This is a genomic window from Pseudomonas sp. HMSC065H01 (genome assembly GCF_001815235.1).
GTDB lineage: Bacteria > Pseudomonadota > Gammaproteobacteria > Pseudomonadales > Pseudomonadaceae > Pseudomonas > Pseudomonas aeruginosa.
This window is the reverse complement of the sequence record NZ_KV819937.1, coordinates 236,541-254,808: the sequence shown is the minus strand read 5'-3', so window position 1 is coordinate 254,808 and position 18,268 is coordinate 236,541. Positions and strand designations below refer to the sequence as shown.

Annotated in this window: 16 protein-coding genes; 13 read left to right on the top strand and 3 right to left on the bottom strand. The window is 66.9% G+C overall.

All coding sequences use genetic code 11. The annotated features are described in order from the left end of the window. Positions 1-39 precede the first annotated feature (39 nt). The 10 genes from HMPREF3014_RS30730 to HMPREF3014_RS30685 all read left to right on the top strand — a co-directional run bounded on the left by HMPREF3014_RS30730 (position 40) and on the right by HMPREF3014_RS30685 (position 13,258). The gene (locus tag HMPREF3014_RS30730) at positions 40-2,259 is read left to right on the top strand and encodes a primosomal protein N' (protein ID WP_003110891.1); all 2,220 of its coding nucleotides are present in this window, start codon (positions 40-42) and stop codon (positions 2,257-2,259) included. 248 nt (positions 2,260-2,507) lie between these two features. Continuing rightward, positions 2,508-4,271, top strand: a complete 1,764-nt coding sequence (argS, locus tag HMPREF3014_RS30725) for an arginine--tRNA ligase (RefSeq protein WP_023087873.1) — start codon at positions 2,508-2,510, stop codon at positions 4,269-4,271. A gap of 34 nt (positions 4,272-4,305) precedes the next feature. Continuing rightward, positions 4,306-5,001 carry an SPOR domain-containing protein gene (locus HMPREF3014_RS30720; RefSeq protein WP_003095850.1) on the top strand — a complete coding sequence of 232 codons (696 nt, stop codon included), beginning with the start codon at positions 4,306-4,308 and terminating at the stop codon, positions 4,999-5,001. A 118-nt stretch (positions 5,002-5,119) separates the two neighbouring features. Then, positions 5,120-5,653: an ATP-dependent protease subunit HslV gene (gene hslV / locus HMPREF3014_RS30715; RefSeq protein ID WP_003095852.1), complete on the top strand. Its 534-nt coding sequence runs from the start codon at positions 5,120-5,122 to the stop codon at positions 5,651-5,653. A gap of 28 nt (positions 5,654-5,681) precedes the next feature. Then, complete coding sequence (gene hslU, locus HMPREF3014_RS30710) at positions 5,682-7,025, top strand: ATP-dependent protease ATPase subunit HslU (RefSeq protein ID WP_003095854.1); 1,344 nt, start codon at positions 5,682-5,684, stop codon at positions 7,023-7,025. A gap of 94 nt (positions 7,026-7,119) precedes the next feature. Beyond that, complete coding sequence (locus HMPREF3014_RS30705) at positions 7,120-7,491, top strand: gamma-butyrobetaine hydroxylase family protein (protein ID WP_003095857.1); 372 nt, start codon at positions 7,120-7,122, stop codon at positions 7,489-7,491. Positions 7,492-7,909: 418 nt separating this feature from the next. Beyond that, positions 7,910-9,589 carry a class II poly(R)-hydroxyalkanoic acid synthase gene (gene phaC / locus HMPREF3014_RS30700; protein ID WP_049305461.1) on the top strand — a complete coding sequence of 560 codons (1,680 nt, stop codon included), beginning with the start codon at positions 7,910-7,912 and terminating at the stop codon, positions 9,587-9,589. Positions 9,590-9,741: 152 nt separating this feature from the next. Continuing rightward, positions 9,742-10,599: a poly(3-hydroxyalkanoate) depolymerase gene (gene phaZ / locus HMPREF3014_RS30695; RefSeq protein WP_009877202.1), complete on the top strand. Its 858-nt coding sequence runs from the start codon at positions 9,742-9,744 to the stop codon at positions 10,597-10,599. Positions 10,600-10,902: 303 nt separating this feature from the next. Further along, the gene (phaC, locus tag HMPREF3014_RS30690) at positions 10,903-12,585 is read left to right on the top strand and encodes a class II poly(R)-hydroxyalkanoic acid synthase (RefSeq protein WP_003103289.1); all 1,683 of its coding nucleotides are present in this window, start codon (positions 10,903-10,905) and stop codon (positions 12,583-12,585) included. 55 nt (positions 12,586-12,640) lie between these two features. Beyond that, a complete protein-coding gene (locus HMPREF3014_RS30685; protein ID WP_023087874.1) occupies positions 12,641-13,258 on the top strand; it encodes a TetR/AcrR family transcriptional regulator in 618 nt (205 codons plus the stop codon). A gap of 43 nt (positions 13,259-13,301) precedes the next feature. Here the strand turns inward: HMPREF3014_RS30685 and HMPREF3014_RS30680 are convergent, their stop codons facing one another. The 3 genes from HMPREF3014_RS30680 to HMPREF3014_RS30670 all read right to left on the bottom strand — a co-directional run bounded on the left by HMPREF3014_RS30680 (position 13,302) and on the right by HMPREF3014_RS30670 (position 15,077). After that, positions 13,302-14,231, bottom strand: a complete 930-nt coding sequence (locus HMPREF3014_RS30680; protein WP_003146415.1) for a phasin family protein — start codon at positions 14,229-14,231, stop codon at positions 13,302-13,304. Between the two features lie 10 nt (positions 14,232-14,241). After that, a complete protein-coding gene (locus HMPREF3014_RS30675) occupies positions 14,242-14,658 on the bottom strand; it encodes a phasin family protein (protein WP_003103463.1) in 417 nt (138 codons plus the stop codon). A 143-nt stretch (positions 14,659-14,801) separates the two neighbouring features. Further along, positions 14,802-15,077: a polyhydroxyalkanoic acid system family protein gene (locus HMPREF3014_RS30670; RefSeq protein ID WP_003095874.1), complete on the bottom strand. Its 276-nt coding sequence runs from the start codon at positions 15,075-15,077 to the stop codon at positions 14,802-14,804. Positions 15,078-15,212: 135 nt separating this feature from the next. On the opposite strand from HMPREF3014_RS30670, the gene ubiE reads away from it, so the two are divergent. Genes ubiE through ubiB form a run of 3 tightly spaced genes read left to right on the top strand, consistent with a single transcriptional unit; the run spans position 15,213 to position 18,222 of the window. Next, complete coding sequence (gene ubiE / locus HMPREF3014_RS30665; protein WP_003103462.1) at positions 15,213-15,983, top strand: bifunctional demethylmenaquinone methyltransferase/2-methoxy-6-polyprenyl-1,4-benzoquinol methylase UbiE; 771 nt, start codon at positions 15,213-15,215, stop codon at positions 15,981-15,983. Positions 15,984-15,997: 14 nt separating this feature from the next. Further along, positions 15,998-16,624, top strand: coding sequence for a ubiquinone biosynthesis accessory factor UbiJ (locus HMPREF3014_RS30660; RefSeq protein ID WP_003103460.1), 627 nt, complete (start codon positions 15,998-16,000; stop codon positions 16,622-16,624). After that, positions 16,621-18,222: a ubiquinone biosynthesis regulatory protein kinase UbiB gene (gene ubiB / locus HMPREF3014_RS30655; RefSeq protein WP_003095885.1), complete on the top strand. Its 1,602-nt coding sequence runs from the start codon at positions 16,621-16,623 to the stop codon at positions 18,220-18,222. The genes HMPREF3014_RS30660 and ubiB overlap by 4 nt, the downstream gene beginning before the upstream one ends. Positions 18,223-18,268 lie beyond the last annotated feature (46 nt).

Below are 18,268 nucleotides of genomic sequence, written 5' to 3'. Positions count from 1 at the left end.
GGCCCAGTCCTCGTTTCCTTCATCCCCGGAAGCCGCTGAGTGTCAGACCTGATCCTACGCCTAGCCCTGCCTTCGCCACTCCGCCGCCTGTTCGACTACCGCGCGCCCCGCGGCATTCCGCGCAGCGCCCTACAGCCGGGGATTCGCCTGCTGCTGCCGTTCGGGCGCCGGGAGCTGGTTGGCGTTCTGATAGAGGTGACGGACCGTTCCGAAGTACCCGAAGACAAGCTCAAGCCTGCCCTCAGGGTACTCGACGCCAAGCCGCCGATGCCGGCGCACCTGCTCGAACTCTGTCGCTGGACCGCCCAGTACTACCAGCACAGCCTCGGCGACACCCTGTCCTGGGCGCTGCCCAACCTGTTGCGCCAGGGCGAGCCGGCCGAGGCGCGCCAGCAGCGCTTCTGGCATGCCACCGCGCAATCCAGCCTCGACGATCCGCGCCTGGCCCGAGCGCCGCGCCAGCGCCAGGCCCTGGCGATTCTCAAGCAGCATCCGCACGGGGTTTCCCATGAGTTGCTGAACCAACTGGAAATAAACAAGGACAGCCTCGACCTGCTCAAGGAAAAAGGCCTGGTCGAACTGGAGGTGCGGCGCCACAGCACCCCGCCGCGCGAAGGCGGCTGGCTGGCCCAGGCGGAGTTGCCGCTGAACCCCGAGCAGCGCGCCGCCTTCGAGGCGGTTCGCGCCAGCCACGGCGGTTTCCATTGCTTCCTGCTGGCCGGGGTCACCGGCAGCGGCAAGACCGAGGTCTACCTGCAACTGATCCGCGAAACCCTGGCCGCAGGCCGCCAGGCCCTGGTGCTGATTCCCGAGATCAACCTGGGCCCGCAGACCCTGGCGCGTTTCGAACGCCGCTTCAACGCGCGCATCGCCCTGCTGCATTCGGCCCTGACCGACCGCGAGCGCCTCGACGCCTGGCTCGCCGCCCGGGATGGCGAGGCCGACATCGTCATCGGCACCCGCTCGGCACTGTTCACGCCGCTGAAGCGACCGGGACTGATCATCGTCGACGAGGAACACGACGCCTCCTATAAACAGCAGGACGGCCTGCGCTACCACGCCCGCGACCTGGCACTGGTACGCGCGCGCCTGGAGAATGTGCCGATCCTGCTCGGTTCGGCCACGCCCGCCCTGGAAAGCCTGCACAACGCCCAGGCCGGCCGCTACGGCCTGCTGCGCCTGACCCAGCGCGCCGGTGGCGCGCACCCGCCGAAGTTCATCCGCCTCGACGTGAAGAGCATGCCGCTCGACGCCGGCCTTTCCCGTCCGCTGCAACAGGCCATCGGCGATACCCTGGCGGCCGGCCAGCAGGTCCTGGTATTCCTCAATCGCCGCGGCTTCGCTCCGACCCTGCTTTGCCACGACTGCGGCTGGATCAGCCAATGCCCGCGCTGCGACGCGCGGATGACCGTGCACCAGGGCAGCGGCGAGTTGCGCTGCCACCACTGCGACCACCGCCAGCGGCCGCCGATGAACTGCCCGCAATGCGGCAAGCTCGACCTGCGCCCGGTAGGCGCCGGCACCGAGCGCGCCGAGGAACGCCTGCGGATTCTCTTCCCGAACCATCCGGTGCTGCGCATCGACCGCGACAGCACCTCGCGCAAGCACGCCATGCGCGACCTCTTCGCCACCATCAACAGCGGTGAGCCATGCATCCTGGTCGGCACCCAGATGCTCGCCAAGGGGCACCACTTCCCACGGGTCACCCTGGTGGCGATCCTCGATGCCGATGGCGGCCTGTTTTCCGCCGACTTCCGCGCCAGCGAACGCATGGCCCAGCAGATCGTCCAGGTCGCCGGCCGCGCAGGACGCGCCGAGGAGCCCGGACGGGTACTGATCCAGACCCACCTGGCCGATCACCCGCTGCTGGTCCAGCTCACCGAGGACGGCTACTTCGCCTTTGCCGAACAGGCCCTCAGCGAACGCCGCGCCGCCGGCCTGCCGCCCTTCGCCCACCTCGCCCTGCTGCGCGCCGAAGCGCACAAGCCGGGCCAGGCGGAAGCCTTCCTCGACAGCGCCTGCAGTGCCGCCGAGCAATTGCTCGAGCAGATGGGCGGACCGGAGGTGGAACTGCTCGGGCCGGTGCCCGCGCCCATGGAGCGGCGTGCCGGCAAGCACCGCGCGCAACTGCTGCTGCAGTGCATGAGCCGGGCGCCGCTGCATCGCCTGCTGACGCCCTGGCTGCAGAGCCTCGAACAGTTGCCCGGCGGGCGCCAGGTGCGCTGGTCGCTCGATATCGATCCGATCGACCTGTTCTGAGCGCCTTCCAGGAAGACGCCCCGCTTGACTGGGGTCAGCCGGAATCCGCGATGTCCGGCGCAAACTGTCGGCTAATCGCCGCAACGGTTGGCAACGCCTGTCCGCCCACGGATAATGCGCGGTTCTGAGCCTCGACCGGCCACCCCGCGCACATCGCGGGGAGTGAACTTCGGAGCGCCGCATCCGCCGGCCCTTCCCCTGCCCGACCGTCGCGCGCCGCCCCTCTGCCCGCGAGCACGGAGAGAACGATGAAAGACACGATTCGCCAGCTGATCCAGCAAGCCCTCGACCAACTGACCGCGGACGGCACCCTGCCCGCCGGCCTGACCCCGGACATCCAGGTGGAGAACACCAAGGACCGTAGCCACGGCGATTTCGCCAGCAACATCGCCATGATGCTGGCCAAGCCGGCCGGGATGAAGCCGCGCGACCTGGCCGCCAGGCTGGTCGAGGCAATCCCCGCCCACGAGCAACTGGCCAAGGTGGAGATCGCCGGTCCCGGCTTCCTCAACTTCTTCCAGGATCACGTCTGGCTCGCCGCCAGCCTCGACCGCGCCCTCGCCGACGAACGTCTCGGCGTGCGCAAGGCAGGCCCGGCGCAGCGCGTGGTGATCGACCTGTCCTCGCCGAACCTGGCCAAGGAAATGCACGTCGGCCACCTGCGCTCGACCATCATCGGCGACGCCGTCGCGCGCGTCCTCGAGTTCCTCGGCGACACGGTGATCCGGCAGAACCATGTCGGCGACTGGGGCACCCAGTTCGGCATGCTGCTCGCCTACCTGGAAGAGCAACCGGTCGACGCCGAGGCCGAGCTGCACGACCTGGAGGTCTTCTACCGCGCGGCGAAGAAACGCTTCGACGAGTCTCCCGAATTCGCCGACCGCGCCCGCGAACTGGTAGTCAAGCTGCAGGCCGGCGACCCCGACTGCCTGCGCCTGTGGACCCGCTTCAACGAGATTTCCCTGTCGCACTGCCAGAAGGTCTACGACCGTCTCGGCGTGAAGCTGAGCATGGCCGACGTCATGGGCGAGAGCGCCTACAACGACGACCTCGCCCAGGTGGTCGCCGACCTGACCGCCAAGGGCCTGCTCACCGAAGACAACGGCGCGTTGTGCGTCTTCCTCGAAGAGTTCAAGAACGCCGAGGGCAATCCGCTCCCGGTGATCGTGCAGAAGGCCGGCGGCGGCTACCTCTACGCCACCACCGACCTCGCCGCCATGCGTTATCGGCACAACGTGCTGCACGCCGACCGCGTGCTGTACTTCGTCGACCAGCGCCAGGCCCTGCACTTCCAGCAGGTCTTCGAAGTGGCGCGGCGCGCCGGTTTCGTTCCGGCCGGCATAGAGCTGGAGCACATGGGCTTCGGCACCATGAACGGCGCAGACGGCCGTCCGTTCAAGACCCGCGACGGCGGTACGGTGAAGCTGATCGACCTGCTGGAAGAGGCCGAGAGCCGCGCCTATGCGCTGGTCAAGGAACGCAACGAGCAGCGCGCCGAGCGTGGCGAGGAGCCGTTCGACGAGGTCCAGCTGCGCGAGATCGGCCGGGTGGTGGGGATCGACTCGGTGAAGTACGCCGACCTGTCCAAGCACCGCACCAGCGACTACAGCTTCAACTTCGAACTGATGCTGAGCTTCGAAGGCAACACCGCACCCTACCTGCTCTACGCCTGCACCCGCGTGGCCAGCGTCTTCCGCAAGCTCGGCCAGGGCCGCGAGCAACTGGGCGGGAAGATCGTCCTCGAGCAGCCCCAGGAGCTGGCCCTGGCCGCACAGCTGGCGCAGTTCGGCGACCTGATCAACAACGTCGCGCTCAAGGGCGTGCCGCACCTGCTCTGCGCCTACCTGTACGAGTTGGCCGGGCTGTTCTCCAGCTTCTACGAGCATTGCCCGATCCTCACCGCCGAGGACCCGGCGCAGAAGGACAGCCGCCTGCGTCTCGCCGCGCTGACCGGCCGTACCCTGGAACAGGGCCTGGAGCTGCTCGGTCTGAAGACTCTGGAACGCATGTAATCGAACCCGCCCGAACAGGAGTCCGGGAACCCCCATGGCAAAGAAGAAACCCGCCCCCAAGCGCGGCGCCAGCCGCTACCAGGCGCCCGCCGCGAAGAACGGCGTTCCCGGCTGGGTCTGGCTGGTCGCCGGCCTGGCCATCGGCGGCTTCATCATGTTCCTGATGAAGCTCGAACCCGGGCGCAAGGACGTCCAGCGCGAACGCCCGGACGCCCAGCGCCCGGCCGCCGTGCAGGGCAAGCAGCCGCAGCAGAACGGCCAGGCCCAGCAGCCCGCACAAACGCAGACGCCGGCCCAGGCCAAGCCGAAGTACGAGTTCTACACCCTGCTGCCGGAGTCCGAGGTCGTGGTGCCGCCGGAAGCGGTACCGGAGAAGGCCCCGCCGCCGCCCACCCCCGCCGAGCTGGCCAAGGCCGACGAAGCGCGGGCCAAGGCCGCACTCGCCGGGCAGGTGCCACCGCCGCTGCCGAAAGCGGTGGTCGCCGCCAGCACGCAGTTCTTCCTGCAGGCCGGCTCGTTCCGCAAGCAGTCCGACGCCGACCGCGTGCGCGCGCAGATCATCCTGCTCGGGCAGTCGGTGAACGTCGAGGCCGGCAACGTCCGCGACGAGACCTGGTACCGGGTGATGGTCGGCCCGTTCAACAGCCGCGACCAGTTGTCCCAGGCGCAGAAGACACTGTCCTCCAACGGCTTCAGCAACCTGCTGTTACAGCAACGCAAGGCCCGCTGAACGCGGGCCACGCCGTGCGTTCCGACGCACGGCGGTGCGTGCGGTTGAAAAGCCGCGGATCGCCCCTATATCTCCCAGCATTCCGGGCATTCGGCCCCGCAGTGTGGAGATTTCCCCCTTGACCACCATCGTATCTGTCCGCCGCAACGGCAAAGTCGTCATGGGCGGCGACGGCCAGGTTTCCCTGGGCAACACCGTGATGAAAGGCAACGCCAAGAAGGTCCGGCGCCTGTATCACGGTCAGGTACTGGCCGGTTTCGCCGGCGCCACCGCCGATGCCTTCACCCTGTTCGAGCGCTTCGAGCAGCAACTGGAGAAACACCAGGGGCACCTGGTCCGCGCCGCCGTCGAACTGGCCAAGGACTGGCGCACCGACCGCTCCCTGAGCCGCCTCGAAGCCATGCTCGCGGTCGCCAACAAGGATGCCTCGCTGATCATCACCGGCAACGGCGACGTGGTCGAACCCGAACACGGCCTGATCGCCATGGGCTCCGGCGGCGGCTTCGCCCAGGCCGCGGCCCTGGCCCTACTGCAGCACAACGCCGAGCTGAGCGCTCGGGAAGTCGCCGAGACCGCGCTGAACATCGCCGGCTCGATCTGCGTCTTCACCAACCAGAACCTGACCATCGAGGAGCTGGACAGCGCCGTCTGAAGCGCTCGTCCCCCGCTGGAGTAAACGAATGTCCATGACGCCCCGCGAGATCGTCCACGAACTCAACCGCCACATCATCGGCCAGGACGACGCCAAGCGCGCCGTCGCCATCGCCCTGCGCAACCGCTGGCGACGCATGCAACTGCCGGCCGAGCTGCGCGCCGAGGTAACACCGAAGAACATCCTCATGATCGGCCCCACCGGCGTCGGCAAGACCGAGATCGCCCGCCGCCTGGCGCGCCTGGCGAACGCGCCGTTCATCAAGGTCGAGGCGACCAAGTTCACCGAGGTCGGCTATGTCGGACGCGACGTCGAATCGATCATCCGCGATCTCGCCGACGCCGCGGTGAAGATGCTCCGCGAACAGGAGATCCAGAAGGTCAAGTATCGCGCCGAGGACGCCGCCGAAGAGCGCATCCTCGATGCCCTGCTGCCGGCCGCGCGTCCCGCCATGGGCTTCGGCGACGAGCCGGCACGCGAGGACAGCAACACCCGCCAGCTGTTCCGCAAGCGCCTGCGCGAAGGCCAGCTGGACGACAAGGAAATCGACATCGAGGTGGCCGACAACCCGGCCGGCGTGGAGATCATGGCCCCGCCCGGCATGGAGGAGATGACCAACCAGTTGCAGAACCTGTTCTCCGGCATGAGCAAGGGCAAGAAGAAGACCCGCAAGCTGAAGGTCGCCGAGGCCCTGAAGCTGATCCGCGACGAAGAGGCGGTGCGCCTGGTCAACGAGGAAGAGCTCAAGGCACGCGCCCTGGAGGCGGTCGAGCAGCACGGCATCGTCTTCATCGACGAGATCGACAAGATCGCCAAGCGCGCCAACGCCGGCGGCGCCGACGTCTCCCGCGAGGGCGTACAGCGCGACCTGCTGCCGCTGATCGAGGGCTGCACGGTGAACACCAAGCTGGGCATGGTCAAGACCGACCACATCCTGTTCATCGCCTCCGGCGCCTTCCACCTGAGCAAGCCGAGCGACCTGGTTCCCGAGCTGCAGGGCCGCCTGCCGATCCGCGTGGAGCTCAAGGCCCTCAGTCCGAACGATTTCGAGCGCATCCTCACCGAGCCGCATGCCTCGCTCACCGAGCAGTACCGCGAGCTGCTGAAGACCGAGGGGCTGGCCATCGAGTTCGCCGAGGACGGCATCAAGCGCCTTGCCGAGATCGCCTGGCAGGTCAACGAGAAGACCGAGAACATCGGTGCCCGCCGCCTGCATACGCTGCTCGAGCGGCTGCTGGAAGAGGTCTCGTTCAGCGCCGCCGACCTGGCCAGCGAGCATAGCGACAAGCCGATCCTGATCGATGCCGGCTACGTCAACAGCCACCTCGGCGAGCTGGCCGAGGACGAGGACCTGTCCCGCTACATCCTTTGACCACCGCCGCCGCCACGGCCAACACCGTGGCGGCGGGCCGCGCGGTCCCGAACCGGGGTATCCTTGTACTCCGCCCTTCCGCGAGTCCGATGCGATGCGTATCCCTTCCGCCATCCAGCTGCACAAAGCCTCGAAGACCCTGACCCTGCGCTACGGCGAGGATAGCTACGACCTGCCTGCCGAGTTCCTCCGCGTGCATTCGCCCTCGGCCGAGGTCCAGGGCCACGGCAACCCGGTATTGCAGTACGGCAAGCTGAACGTCGGCCTGGTCGGCGTCGAACCCGCCGGCCAGTACGCACTTAAGCTGAGCTTCGACGACGGCCACGACAGCGGCCTGTTCACCTGGGACTACCTGTACGAGCTGGCGACCCGCAAGGACCAGCTATGGGCCGACTACCTGGCGGAGCTGGCCAGCGCCGGCAAGTCGCGCGACCCCGACGAGTCGGTCGTCAAGCTGATGCTCTGAAGCGCCGGGCCGAGTGCCCCTTCGCGGCACACGGCATCCAGGCGATTTTTCCCCGCTGCCCCGAACGAGGGCACGTCATTTGCAACATTCGCCCCGCAGACTGCCAGACCAGACATCCGGTCGGCGCGGTCGCCACGGCGAATGTCCTACCCTGCACGGCAGCAACGCTCTAGTCCGCAGGTCGGCCGCTCGCCGGGCCAGCCACGCCGGCCACCGATGCTTCTGCCAGCTTGCACGCCAGCGGAAACTCGCGTAACCAAGACGGTGCAGCCCCTTGTCCGGGTTCCCTTCCCTGACGTGCGTCCGCCCCGCCCTGAAACGTGCGGGTGGGCTGGTAGTCGAGCAGTAGCCGGCCGGACACCTGGTCCCCGGTTTCGTTGCGGTCCCCTGTTTCGCCTCGAACAATGGAGCGTTGCCGATGAGTCAGAAGAACAATAACGAGCTTCCCAAGCAAGCCGCGGAAAACACGCTGAACCTGAATCCGGTGATCGGCATCCGGGGCAAGGACCTGCTCACCTCCGCGCGCATGGTCCTGCTCCAGGCGGTGCGCCAGCCGCTGCACAGCGCCAGGCACGTGGCGCATTTCAGCCTGGAGCTGAAGAACGTCCTGCTCGGCCAGTCGGAGCTACGCCCAGGCGATGACGACCGACGCTTTTCCGATCCGGCCTGGAGCCAGAATCCACTGTACAAGCGCTACATGCAGACCTACCTGGCCTGGCGCAAGGAGCTGCACAGCTGGATCAGCCACAGCGACCTGTCGCCGCAGGACATCAGTCGTGGCCAGTTCGTCATCAACCTGCTGACCGAGGCGATGTCGCCGACCAACAGCCTGAGCAACCCGGCGGCGGTCAAGCGCTTCTTCGAGACCGGCGGCAAGAGCCTGCTGGACGGCCTCGGCCACCTGGCCAAGGACCTGGTGAACAACGGCGGGATGCCGAGCCAGGTGGACATGGACGCCTTCGAGGTGGGCAAGAACCTGGCCACCACCGAGGGCGCCGTGGTGTTCCGCAACGACGTGCTGGAACTGATCCAGTACCGGCCGATCACCGAGTCGGTGCACGAACGCCCGCTGCTGGTGGTGCCGCCGCAGATCAACAAGTTCTACGTCTTCGACCTGTCGCCGGACAAGAGCCTGGCGCGCTTCTGCCTGCGCAACGGCGTGCAGACCTTCATCGTCAGCTGGCGCAACCCGACCAAGTCGCAGCGCGAATGGGGCCTGACCACCTATATCGAGGCGCTCAAGGAGGCCATCGAGGTAGTCCTGTCGATCACCGGCAGCAAGGACCTCAACCTCCTCGGCGCCTGCTCCGGCGGGATCACCACCGCGACCCTGGTCGGCCACTACGTGGCCAGCGGCGAGAAGAAGGTCAACGCCTTCACCCAACTGGTCAGCGTGCTCGACTTCGAACTGAATACCCAGGTCGCGCTGTTCGCCGACGAGAAGACTCTGGAGGCCGCCAAGCGTCGTTCCTACCAGTCCGGCGTGCTGGAGGGCAAGGACATGGCCAAGGTGTTCGCCTGGATGCGCCCCAACGACCTGATCTGGAACTACTGGGTCAACAACTACCTGCTCGGCAGGCAGCCGCCGGCGTTCGACATCCTCTACTGGAACAACGACACCACGCGCCTGCCCGCCGCGCTGCACGGCGAGTTCGTCGAACTGTTCAAGAGCAACCCGCTGAACCGCCCCGGCGCCCTGGAGGTCTCCGGCACGCCCATCGACCTGAAGCAGGTGACTTGCGACTTCTACTGTGTCGCCGGTCTGAACGACCACATCACCCCCTGGGAGTCGTGCTACAAGTCGGCCAGGCTGCTGGGTGGCAAGTGCGAGTTCATCCTCTCCAACAGCGGTCACATCCAGAGCATCCTCAACCCACCGGGTAACCCCAAGGCACGCTTCATGACCAATCCGGAACTGCCCGCCGAGCCCAAGGCCTGGCTGGAACAGGCCGGCAAGCACGCCGACTCGTGGTGGTTGCACTGGCAGCAATGGCTGGCCGAACGCTCCGGCAAGACCCGCAAGGCGCCCGCCAACCTGGGCAACAAGACCTATCCGGCCGGCGAAGCCGCGCCCGGAACCTACGTGCATGAACGATGAAAAGCGACCAGCCTGAAGAACAGCCGCAGGAGCGATCCGCGGCCTCCGCCGACGAAACCCCGCCAGCGCCTCCGGCGCGGCCCCGTGCCGCGCGGAAGCCGGCCAGGCCCCGTATCGCCGAGCCCGCGGCCGCGCCGCCGAGGACCCCGAGCATGCCCCAGCCCTTCGTCTTCCGGACCATCGACCTCGACGGCCAGACCATCCGCACCGCAGTGCGGCCGGGCAAGGAAGGAAGCACTCCGCTGCTGATCTTCAACGGCATAGGCGCCAACCTGGAACTGGTGTTCCCCTTCGTCCAGGCGCTCGACCCGGAACTGGAGGTGATCGCCTTCGACGTTCCCGGCGTCGGCGGTTCCTCGACGCCCAGCGTGCCCTACCGCTTTCCCGGCCTGGCCAAGCTGGCGGCGCGGATGCTCGACTACCTGGACTACGGCCAGGTCAACGCGATCGGCGTGTCCTGGGGCGGCGCGCTGGCCCAGCAGTTCGCCCACGACTATCCGGAACGCTGCAAGAAGCTGATCCTCGCCGCCACTTCGGCTGGCGCGGTGATGGTGCCAGGCAAGCCGAAGGTACTGATGCGCATGGCCAGCCCGCGGCGCTACATCCAGCCCTCCTATGGCGTACACATCGCCCCGGACATCTACGGCGGGGCCTTCCGCCGCGACCCCAAGCTGGCCATGGCGCATGCCAGCAAGGTGCGTTCGTCGGGCAAGCTGGGCTACTACTGGCAACTGTTCGCCGGGCTCGGCTGGACCAGCATCCACTGGCTGCATAGGATCCGCCAGCCGACCCTGGTGCTGGCCGGCGACGACGACCCGATCATCCCGCTGATCAACATGCGTGTGCTGGCCTGGCGCATTCCCAACGCCGAACTGCACGTGATCGACGACGGCCACCTGTTCCTGGTGACCCGCGCCGAATCGGTGGCGCCGATCATCATGAAGTTCCTCGCCGAGGAGCGCCGTCGCGCCATCATGCACCCTCGTCCGTTCCTGCCCAAGACCGGCTGAACTGCTGCACGGGCAACACCAGGGCAGCAGACACTGCTTCGTCATGGTGCAGGTGCATAGTCAATGTTCCGCAACGGCGCATGGCGCCTGGCTTCGCCGCGACAGCGCAAGCTCTGCGACGCCCCTCCCGGCGTTGTGGTACAGCGCTTGCTGCCCCACTGTCGGGCGGCATCCTCCCTGTTCAGGCAGGTGTGCGGTTCTGCCCCGGGTGAAACGGAATTCACAGGCTATAACTGAGTATTCCGAGCCAGGGGACGATCGCCCGTGGCATCCAGACTGTGGTCCTACGACGGAGTGTGGTCCATGCGAGAAAAGCAGGAATCGGGTAGCGTGCCGGTGCCCGCCGAGTTCATGAGTGCACAGAGCGCCATCGTCGGCCTGCGCGGCAAGGACCTGCTGACGACGGTCCGCAGCCTGGCTGTCCACGGCCTGCGCCAGCCGCTGCACAGTGCGCGGCACCTGGTCGCCTTCGGAGGCCAGTTGGGCAAGGTGCTGCTGGGCGACACCCTGCACCAGCCGAACCCACAGGACGCCCGCTTCCAGGATCCATCCTGGCGCCTCAATCCCTTCTACCGGCGCACCCTGCAGGCCTACCTGGCGTGGCAGAAGCAACTGCTCGCCTGGATCGACGAAAGCAACCTGGACTGCGACGATCGCGCCCGCGCCCGCTTCCTCGTCGCCTTGCTCTCCGACGCCGTGGCACCCAGCAACAGCCTGATCAATCCACTGGCGGTAAAGGAACTGTTCAATACCGGCGGGATCAGCCTGCTCAATGGCGTCCGCCACCTGCTCGAAGACCTGGTGCACAACGGCGGCATGCCCAGCCAGGTGAACAAGACCGCCTTCGAGATCGGTCGCAACCTCGCCACCACGCAAGGCGCGGTGGTGTTCCGCAACGAGGTGCTGGAGCTGATCCAGTACAAGCCGCTGGGCGAGCGCCAGTACGCCAAGCCCCTGCTGATCGTGCCGCCGCAGATCAACAAGTACTACATCTTCGACCTGTCGCCGGAAAAGAGCTTCGTCCAGTACGCCCTGAAGAACAACCTGCAGGTCTTCGTCATCAGTTGGCGCAACCCCGACGCCCAGCACCGCGAATGGGGCCTGAGCACCTATGTCGAGGCCCTCGACCAGGCCATCGAGGTCAGCCGCGAGATCACCGGCAGCCGCAGCGTGAACCTGGCCGGCGCCTGCGCCGGCGGGCTCACCGTGGCCGCCTTGCTCGGCCACCTGCAGGTGCGCCGGCAACTGCGCAAGGTCAGTAGCGTCACCTACCTGGTCAGCCTGCTCGACAGCCAGATGGAAAGCCCGGCGATGCTCTTCGCCGACGAGCAGACCCTGGAGAGCAGCAAGCGCCGCTCCTACCAGCATGGCGTGCTGGACGGGCGCGACATGGCCAAGGTGTTCGCCTGGATGCGCCCCAACGACCTGATCTGGAACTACTGGGTCAACAACTACCTGCTCGGCAGGCAGCCGCCGGCGTTCGACATCCTCTACTGGAACAACGACAACACGCGGCTGCCCGCGGCGTTCCACGGCGAACTGCTCGACCTGTTCAAGCACAACCCGCTGACCCGCCCGGGCGCGCTGGAGGTCAGCGGGACCGCGGTGGACCTGGGCAAGGTGGCGATCGACAGCTTCCACGTCGCCGGCATCACCGACCACATCACGCCCTGGGACGCGGTCTATCGCTCGGCCCTCCTGCTGGGCGGCCAGCGCCGCTTCATCCTGTCCAACAGCGGGCACATCCAGAGCATCCTCAACCCTCCCGGAAACCCCAAGGCCTGCTACTTCGAGAACGACAAGCTGAGCAGCGATCCACGCGCCTGGTACTACGACGCCAAGCGCGAAGAGGGCAGCTGGTGGCCGGTCTGGCTGGGCTGGCTGCAGGAGCGCTCGGGCGAGCTGGGCAACCCTGACTTCAACCTTGGCAGCGCCGCGCATCCGCCCCTCGAAGCGGCCCCGGGCACCTACGTGCATATACGCTGAAAGATCCGGCCCGGGCGCCTGGAGCCGGGCACCTCCATCCCCAGAAGAAGTCCGGATGAAGACACGCGACCGAATCCTCGAATGCTCGCTGTTGCTGTTCAACGAACAGGGCGAGCCCAACGTCTCGACACTGGAGATCGCCAACGAACTGGGCATCAGCCCGGGCAATCTCTACTACCACTTCCATGGCAAGGAACCGCTGGTGATGGCGCTGTTCGAGCGGTTCCAGGCCGAGTTGGCGCCGCTGCTCGATCCGCCCGAGGAGGTGCGCCTGGGCGCGGAGGACTACTGGCTGTTCCTGCACCTGATCGTCGAGCGCCTCGCCCACTACCGCTTCCTGTTCCAGGACCTGTCCAACCTGACCGGGCGCCTGCCACGGCTGGCTCGCGGCATCCGTACCTGGCTCGGCGCGCTGAAGCGGACCCTGGCCACCCTGCTGGCCCGCCTCAAGGCCGACCGGCAGTTGCGCAGCGACTCGCCGGCACTCGGGCAACTGGTCGAACAGATCACCCTGACCCTGCTGTTCTCCCTGGATTACCAGCGGGTACTGGGCAGCAAGGGCGAGGTGCGCACGGTGGTCTACCAGATCATGATGCTGGTCGCCCCGCATCTGCGCAGCGAGGCCCAACGCTCGGCGGAAAGCCTGGCGCAGCGCTACCTGGGACCGGAATGAAAAACGCCCGGCGAGTGCCGGGCGTGTGCCTTGCCGCCAGGACTCAGCCCTGGCTGCTCGGCGTCGCCGGAGCGTTCGCTGCCGGAGCGCTGGCAGCCGGTGTGGCGGCGGGGGCAGCGGGCGCGCTCGAAGACGCGGCGGGAGCGGCCGGTTTCGCCGCGGCGGGCTTGGCTGCCGGCTTCTTCGCCGCAGGCTTTTTCGCAGCCGGCTTGGCGGCAGGTTTCGCCGCGGGCTTGGCGGCGGTCGCAGCGGCCGGCTTGGCTGCCGGCTTCGCGGCAGGCTTGGCTGCGGCAGGTTTCGCAGCAGGCTTCGCCGCGGCCTTGGCTGCCGGCTTGGTCGCCGGTTTCGCTGCGGCCTTCGCAGTCGGTTTGGCGGCGGGCTTGGCTGCCGGCTTGGCGGCCGCGGTTTTCGCCGCGGTTTTTTTCGCCGCGGGTTTCGCCGCAGGCTTGGCGGCGGCCTTGGCTGCCGGTTTAGCTGCCGGCTTGGCCGCTGCGGTTTTCGCCGCGGGCTTGGCAGCCGGTTTCGCCGCAGGCTTGGCCGCTGCCTTCGCCGCCGGCTTGACGCTGACGCCGGTGAGTTTCTCGATCTGCTTGGTCAGCGTATCGACCTTGCTGTGCAGCTCCTTCACCTCGTTGCGGCTCGGCACGCCGAGACGCGAGATGGCGCTGTTCAGGCGCTTGTCGAAAGCTTCCTCGAGCTCGCTCCACTTGCCGAGCGCACGGTCCCGAACCTCGTCGACCTTGCTCTTCGCAGAGCGGGCGGAAGCCTTCGCCGCACCGACCTGCGCGTCCACATCGGACTTCGCTTCTTTTTCAGCCTTCTCGCCGTCTTTCACCAAGGTCTCGAACAGCTTGCTGCCGTCCTTGCTGACCTTCGAGTAGGCCCCCAGACCAGCCAGCCAGATCTGCCGCGAGTATTTCTCGATCTCGCCGATCCAACTGGACTCTTTTTCGCTCTTCTTCTTGCCAGCCATCCTGCTCTCCTTATTGGGTTCTCGCGACACGCTCGAGCACTGCGCTCAGCTCATCCAGCTTAGCAGAGAGTGCTTCGACATCGTTCCGGGAAGGTATGCCTATCCGGTTCAACGTGCTAGCGACACGGCTGTCGAATGCCTGCTCGATCCTGTCGAGCTGGTCTTCGACTTTTCCCTTCACCGAAGAGAGGCCGGTCTTGACACTGTCATTGGCCGAATCGACCTGACTTGTGACCAGCGATTTGCCTTTTTTCTCCAGGGCTTCGCCAGCTTTCACCAATTCCTTGAAGTAGTCGCTGCCTTCGGTGCCCAGGCGGGAATACGCACCCAGGCCGGCAAGCCAGATCTGGCGGGCATAGTGGCGGATCTCGGAGACCAGGGAAGTGGATTCGGAAACGGTCTTTTTCTTCAGGGCAATCTTGGCCATGGGGCACCTCACGCTCGTTGGGTTGAAGAAACCGCAGGCGCCGCCGGAACGCTGGCAGCGTGAGAGCAAGGTATCGGGGAAAATTAGAAACCGCATACTAAGCGGAAGATGGGCGCCGCCAGGACGGCGAACGCCCGGCGGGATCAGGCCAGCGCCTTGTCCAGCGCCTTCTCGATCTCGCCCTTGAGCAGGCCGCTCATGGCCGACAGCATCAGGCCGAGCTTGACGTCCACCGCGACCTTGTCCGCCCCCACCGCGATCCTGCCGTCGACGCCACTGCGTTTGAAGGTCAGCTCGTCGCCCTGCCATTCGCACTGCACGCCGTGCTCCTTCGCCAGACGTTCGGCCAGTTTCTCCGCCTTGGCCCGTGCGGCGTCCAGCCCCAGGCTGTGCGGACGTTCGATGTGGATACGCGACATGGATCGACTCCTGATTGCAGATCGGAAAACTATACGCGGCCAGACAAAACACCGCACCCGCGCCGTCGGACGGCGGCACAGCACTTTCCCCACATCCTGTTAGAATGCCCGGCATTCTTTCCAGGTGAGAACGTCATGAACGATCCCCGCAAAGGCGCCGACGCCGAACCCACCACCCACTTCGGCTACCAGAACGTTCCGGAAAGCCAGAAGGCGAAGAAGGTCGCCGAGGTATTTCACTCGGTGGCAGCCAAGTACGACCTGATGAACGACCTGATGTCCGGTGGCATCCATCGCCTGTGGAAGCGCTTCACCATCGAGCTGTCCGGCGTGCGCAGCGGGAACCGCGTGCTCGACATCGCCGGCGGCACCGGCGACCTGACCCGGCAGTTCTCGCGCCTGGTCGGCCCGACCGGCGAGGTGGTGCTGGCCGACATCAACGCCTCGATGCTCAAGGTCGGCCGCGACAAGCTGCTCGACAAGGGCGTCTCCGGCAACGTCAGCTTCGTCCAGGCGGACGCCGAGAAGCTGCCCTTCCCGGACAACCACTTCGACTGCGTGACCATCGCCTTCGGCCTGCGCAACGTCACCCACAAGGACGAAGCGATCCGCTCCATGCTGCGCGTGCTCAAGCCCGGTGGCCGCCTGCTGGTGCTGGAGTTCTCCAAGCCGAGCAGCAACCTGCTGTCCAAGGCCTACGACGCCTATTCGTTCAGCCTGCTGCCGCTGATGGGCAAGCTGGTCACCAACGACTCCGAGAGCTATCGCTACCTGGCCGAGTCGATCCGCATGCACCCCGACCAGGAAACCCTGAAGGCGATGATGGTGGAAGCCGGCTTCGACCGCGTGACCTACCACAACATGACCGGCGGCATCGTCGCCCTGCACCGCGGTATCAAGCCTTAACCGAGGGCGCGCCGATGAGCTCGCTGCTGATCCAGGCCGTGCTGGCCGCCGCCGAAACCGGCATCAATCGCGTCCTGCGCCTCGACGGGACAGCGCTGCCGCGCCTGCGCAGGCTTTCCGCCAAGGTCATCGAGGTCGACTGCCTGAGCCCGCCGCTGCGGATCTTCATCCTGCCCGCCGGCGACGGCCTGCACTTCGCCGCGCAGCATGAGGCGGAGGTCGACTGCACCCTGCGTGCGCCGGCCGGCAACCTCCTGCACCTGGCCCTGGCGCGCGACAAGACCCGCGTCCTGCACAGCCCGGAAGTCAGCATGGACGGCGACAGCGCGGCCCTGCTGGAACTGGCCGGCATCCTGCAGAGCCTGGAGCTGGACTGGGAGTACGAACTGTCGCGCTGGCTCGGCCCGCTCGCCACCCAGGTGCTCGGCAGCGGCCTGCGCGACGCTTCGCGCTGGAGCGCGCAGAGCCTGCACAGCCTGCGCCTGAACCTGGCCGACTACCTTGCCGAGGAAAGCCGTACGCTGGTCGGCCAGCACGAAGCCGAAGCACGCTTCGCCGAACTGGACCAGCTGAAGCTGGCCCTCGATCGTCTCGACGCGCGCGTCGGACGCCTCAGCCAAAAGACCAAGCCCGACGCATGAAGCTCCTCGCTGTCCGCCGCCTCCTGCGCATCCAGCGCGTCGTCATCCGCTACCGCCTGGACGACCTGATCCTCGAACTGCCGATGCTGCCCTGGTGGCTGCGCCTGCTCGGTGCCACCCTGCCCTGGCGCTGGCTGCCGCGGCGCAAGCTGGAACTGACCCGCGGCGCGCGCCTGCGCCTGGCACTGCAGGACCTCGGACCGATCTTCATCAAGTTCGGCCAGATTCTCTCCACCCGCCGCGACCTGCTGCCCGACGACATCGCCAACGAACTGGCCTGGCTGCAGGACAAGGTGCCGCCCTTCCCGCCGGAGCTGGCGGTCAAGCGCATCGAGGAACAGCTGGGCGCGAAGATCGAACAGGTCTTCGCCCGCTTCGAACGCGAACCGCTGGCCTCCGCCTCGGTGGCCCAGGTCCACGCCGCGCGCCTGAAGAGCGGCGAGGAAGTGGTGGTGAAGGTGATCCGGCCGAACCTGGAACCGGTGATCCGCTCCGACATCGCCTGGCTGTTCATCCTCGCCCGCCTCGCCGAGCGGGTCTCCAGCGAGGCGCGGCGCCTGCACCCGGTGGAAGTGGTCAGCGACTACGAGAAGACCATCGTCGACGAACTCGACCTGCTCCGCGAGGCGGCCAACGCCTCGCAGCTGCGACGCAACTTCGAAGGCTCGCCGCTGCTCTACGTGCCACAGGTCTACTGGGACTGGTGCCGGCCCAAGGTGCTGGTGATGGAGCGCATCTACGGCATCCCGGTGACCGACCTGGAAACCCTGCGCGACCAGCGCACCGACTTCAAGGCACTGGCCGAGCGCGGCGTGGAGATCTTCTTCACCCAGGTGTTCCGCGACAGCTTTTTCCATGCCGACATGCACCCCGGCAACATCTTCGTCAGCACCCGCGCGCCCTGGAGCCCGCAATACATCGCGGTGGACTGCGGCATCGTCGGCAGCCTGACCGACGAGGACCAGGACTACCTGGCGCGCAACCTGATCGCCTTCTTCAAGCGCGACTACCGCAAGGTCGCCCAACTGCATATCGACTCCGGCTGGGTACCGGCGGAAACCAAGGTCAACGACTTCGAGGCGGCGATCCGCACCGTCTGCGAACCGATCTTCGAGAAGCCGCTGAAGGACATCTCCTTCGGCCAGGTCCTGCTGCGCCTGTTCCAGACCGCGCGTCGTTTCAACATGGAGATCCAGCCGCAACTGGTGCTGCTGCAGAAGACCCTGCTGAACATCGAAGGCCTCGGCCGCCAGCTCTACCCGGAACTCGACCTGTGGGCCACCGCCCAGCCGTTCCTGGAGCGCTGGATGCGCGAACGGGTCAGCCCGAAGCAGTTGCTGCGCAATTTCCAGCAACAGGTCGAGCAGGTGCCGCACCTGTCGCAAATGGCCCGCGACACCCTCGAACGCCTGTCACAACCGCACGCCCACAATGCGCCGCCGCCGGAGTGGAAAGGTTCCCGCCACGACTGGCTCGGGCGCCTGGTGGGCGCGGTGCTGCTGGTCGGCGCCGCCGAGGTCGGCCTGGGTCAGCAGTTGGAAGCCTGGCCGGCGTGGGTGATGCTGGCCGGCGGGGTGTTCCTGATCCTGCGCCGCTAGCGCCGCGCACGGCCACTAGGCCCGCGCCGATAGCCAGTCGCGCTCC

Excerpts from the sequence above, each read along its gene's own strand:
- phaC (WP_049305461.1), top strand. The coding sequence starts at position 7,910 with ATGAGTCAGAAGAACAATAACGAGCTTCCCAAGCAAGCCGCGGAAAAC.
- hslU (WP_003095854.1), top strand. The coding sequence starts at position 5,682 with ATGTCCATGACGCCCCGCGAGATCGTCCACGAACTCAACCGCCACATC.
- HMPREF3014_RS30675 (WP_003103463.1), bottom strand. The coding sequence starts at position 14,658 with ATGGCCAAGATTGCCCTGAAGAAAAAGACCGTTTCCGAATCCACTTCC.
- HMPREF3014_RS30660 (WP_003103460.1), top strand. The coding sequence starts at position 15,998 with ATGAGCTCGCTGCTGATCCAGGCCGTGCTGGCCGCCGCCGAAACCGGC.
- argS (WP_023087873.1), top strand. The coding sequence starts at position 2,508 with ATGAAAGACACGATTCGCCAGCTGATCCAGCAAGCCCTCGACCAACTG.
- HMPREF3014_RS30705 (WP_003095857.1), top strand. The coding sequence starts at position 7,120 with ATGCGTATCCCTTCCGCCATCCAGCTGCACAAAGCCTCGAAGACCCTG.
- HMPREF3014_RS30670 (WP_003095874.1), bottom strand. The coding sequence starts at position 15,077 with ATGTCGCGTATCCACATCGAACGTCCGCACAGCCTGGGGCTGGACGCC.
- HMPREF3014_RS30685 (WP_023087874.1), top strand. The coding sequence starts at position 12,641 with ATGAAGACACGCGACCGAATCCTCGAATGCTCGCTGTTGCTGTTCAAC.
- HMPREF3014_RS30680 (WP_003146415.1), bottom strand. The coding sequence starts at position 14,231 with ATGGCTGGCAAGAAGAAGAGCGAAAAAGAGTCCAGTTGGATCGGCGAG.
- ubiB (WP_003095885.1), top strand. The coding sequence starts at position 16,621 with ATGAAGCTCCTCGCTGTCCGCCGCCTCCTGCGCATCCAGCGCGTCGTC.
- HMPREF3014_RS30720 (WP_003095850.1), top strand. The coding sequence starts at position 4,306 with ATGGCAAAGAAGAAACCCGCCCCCAAGCGCGGCGCCAGCCGCTACCAG.
- ubiE (WP_003103462.1), top strand. The coding sequence starts at position 15,213 with ATGAACGATCCCCGCAAAGGCGCCGACGCCGAACCCACCACCCACTTC.
- phaZ (WP_009877202.1), top strand. The coding sequence starts at position 9,742 with ATGCCCCAGCCCTTCGTCTTCCGGACCATCGACCTCGACGGCCAGACC.
- phaC (WP_003103289.1), top strand. The coding sequence starts at position 10,903 with ATGCGAGAAAAGCAGGAATCGGGTAGCGTGCCGGTGCCCGCCGAGTTC.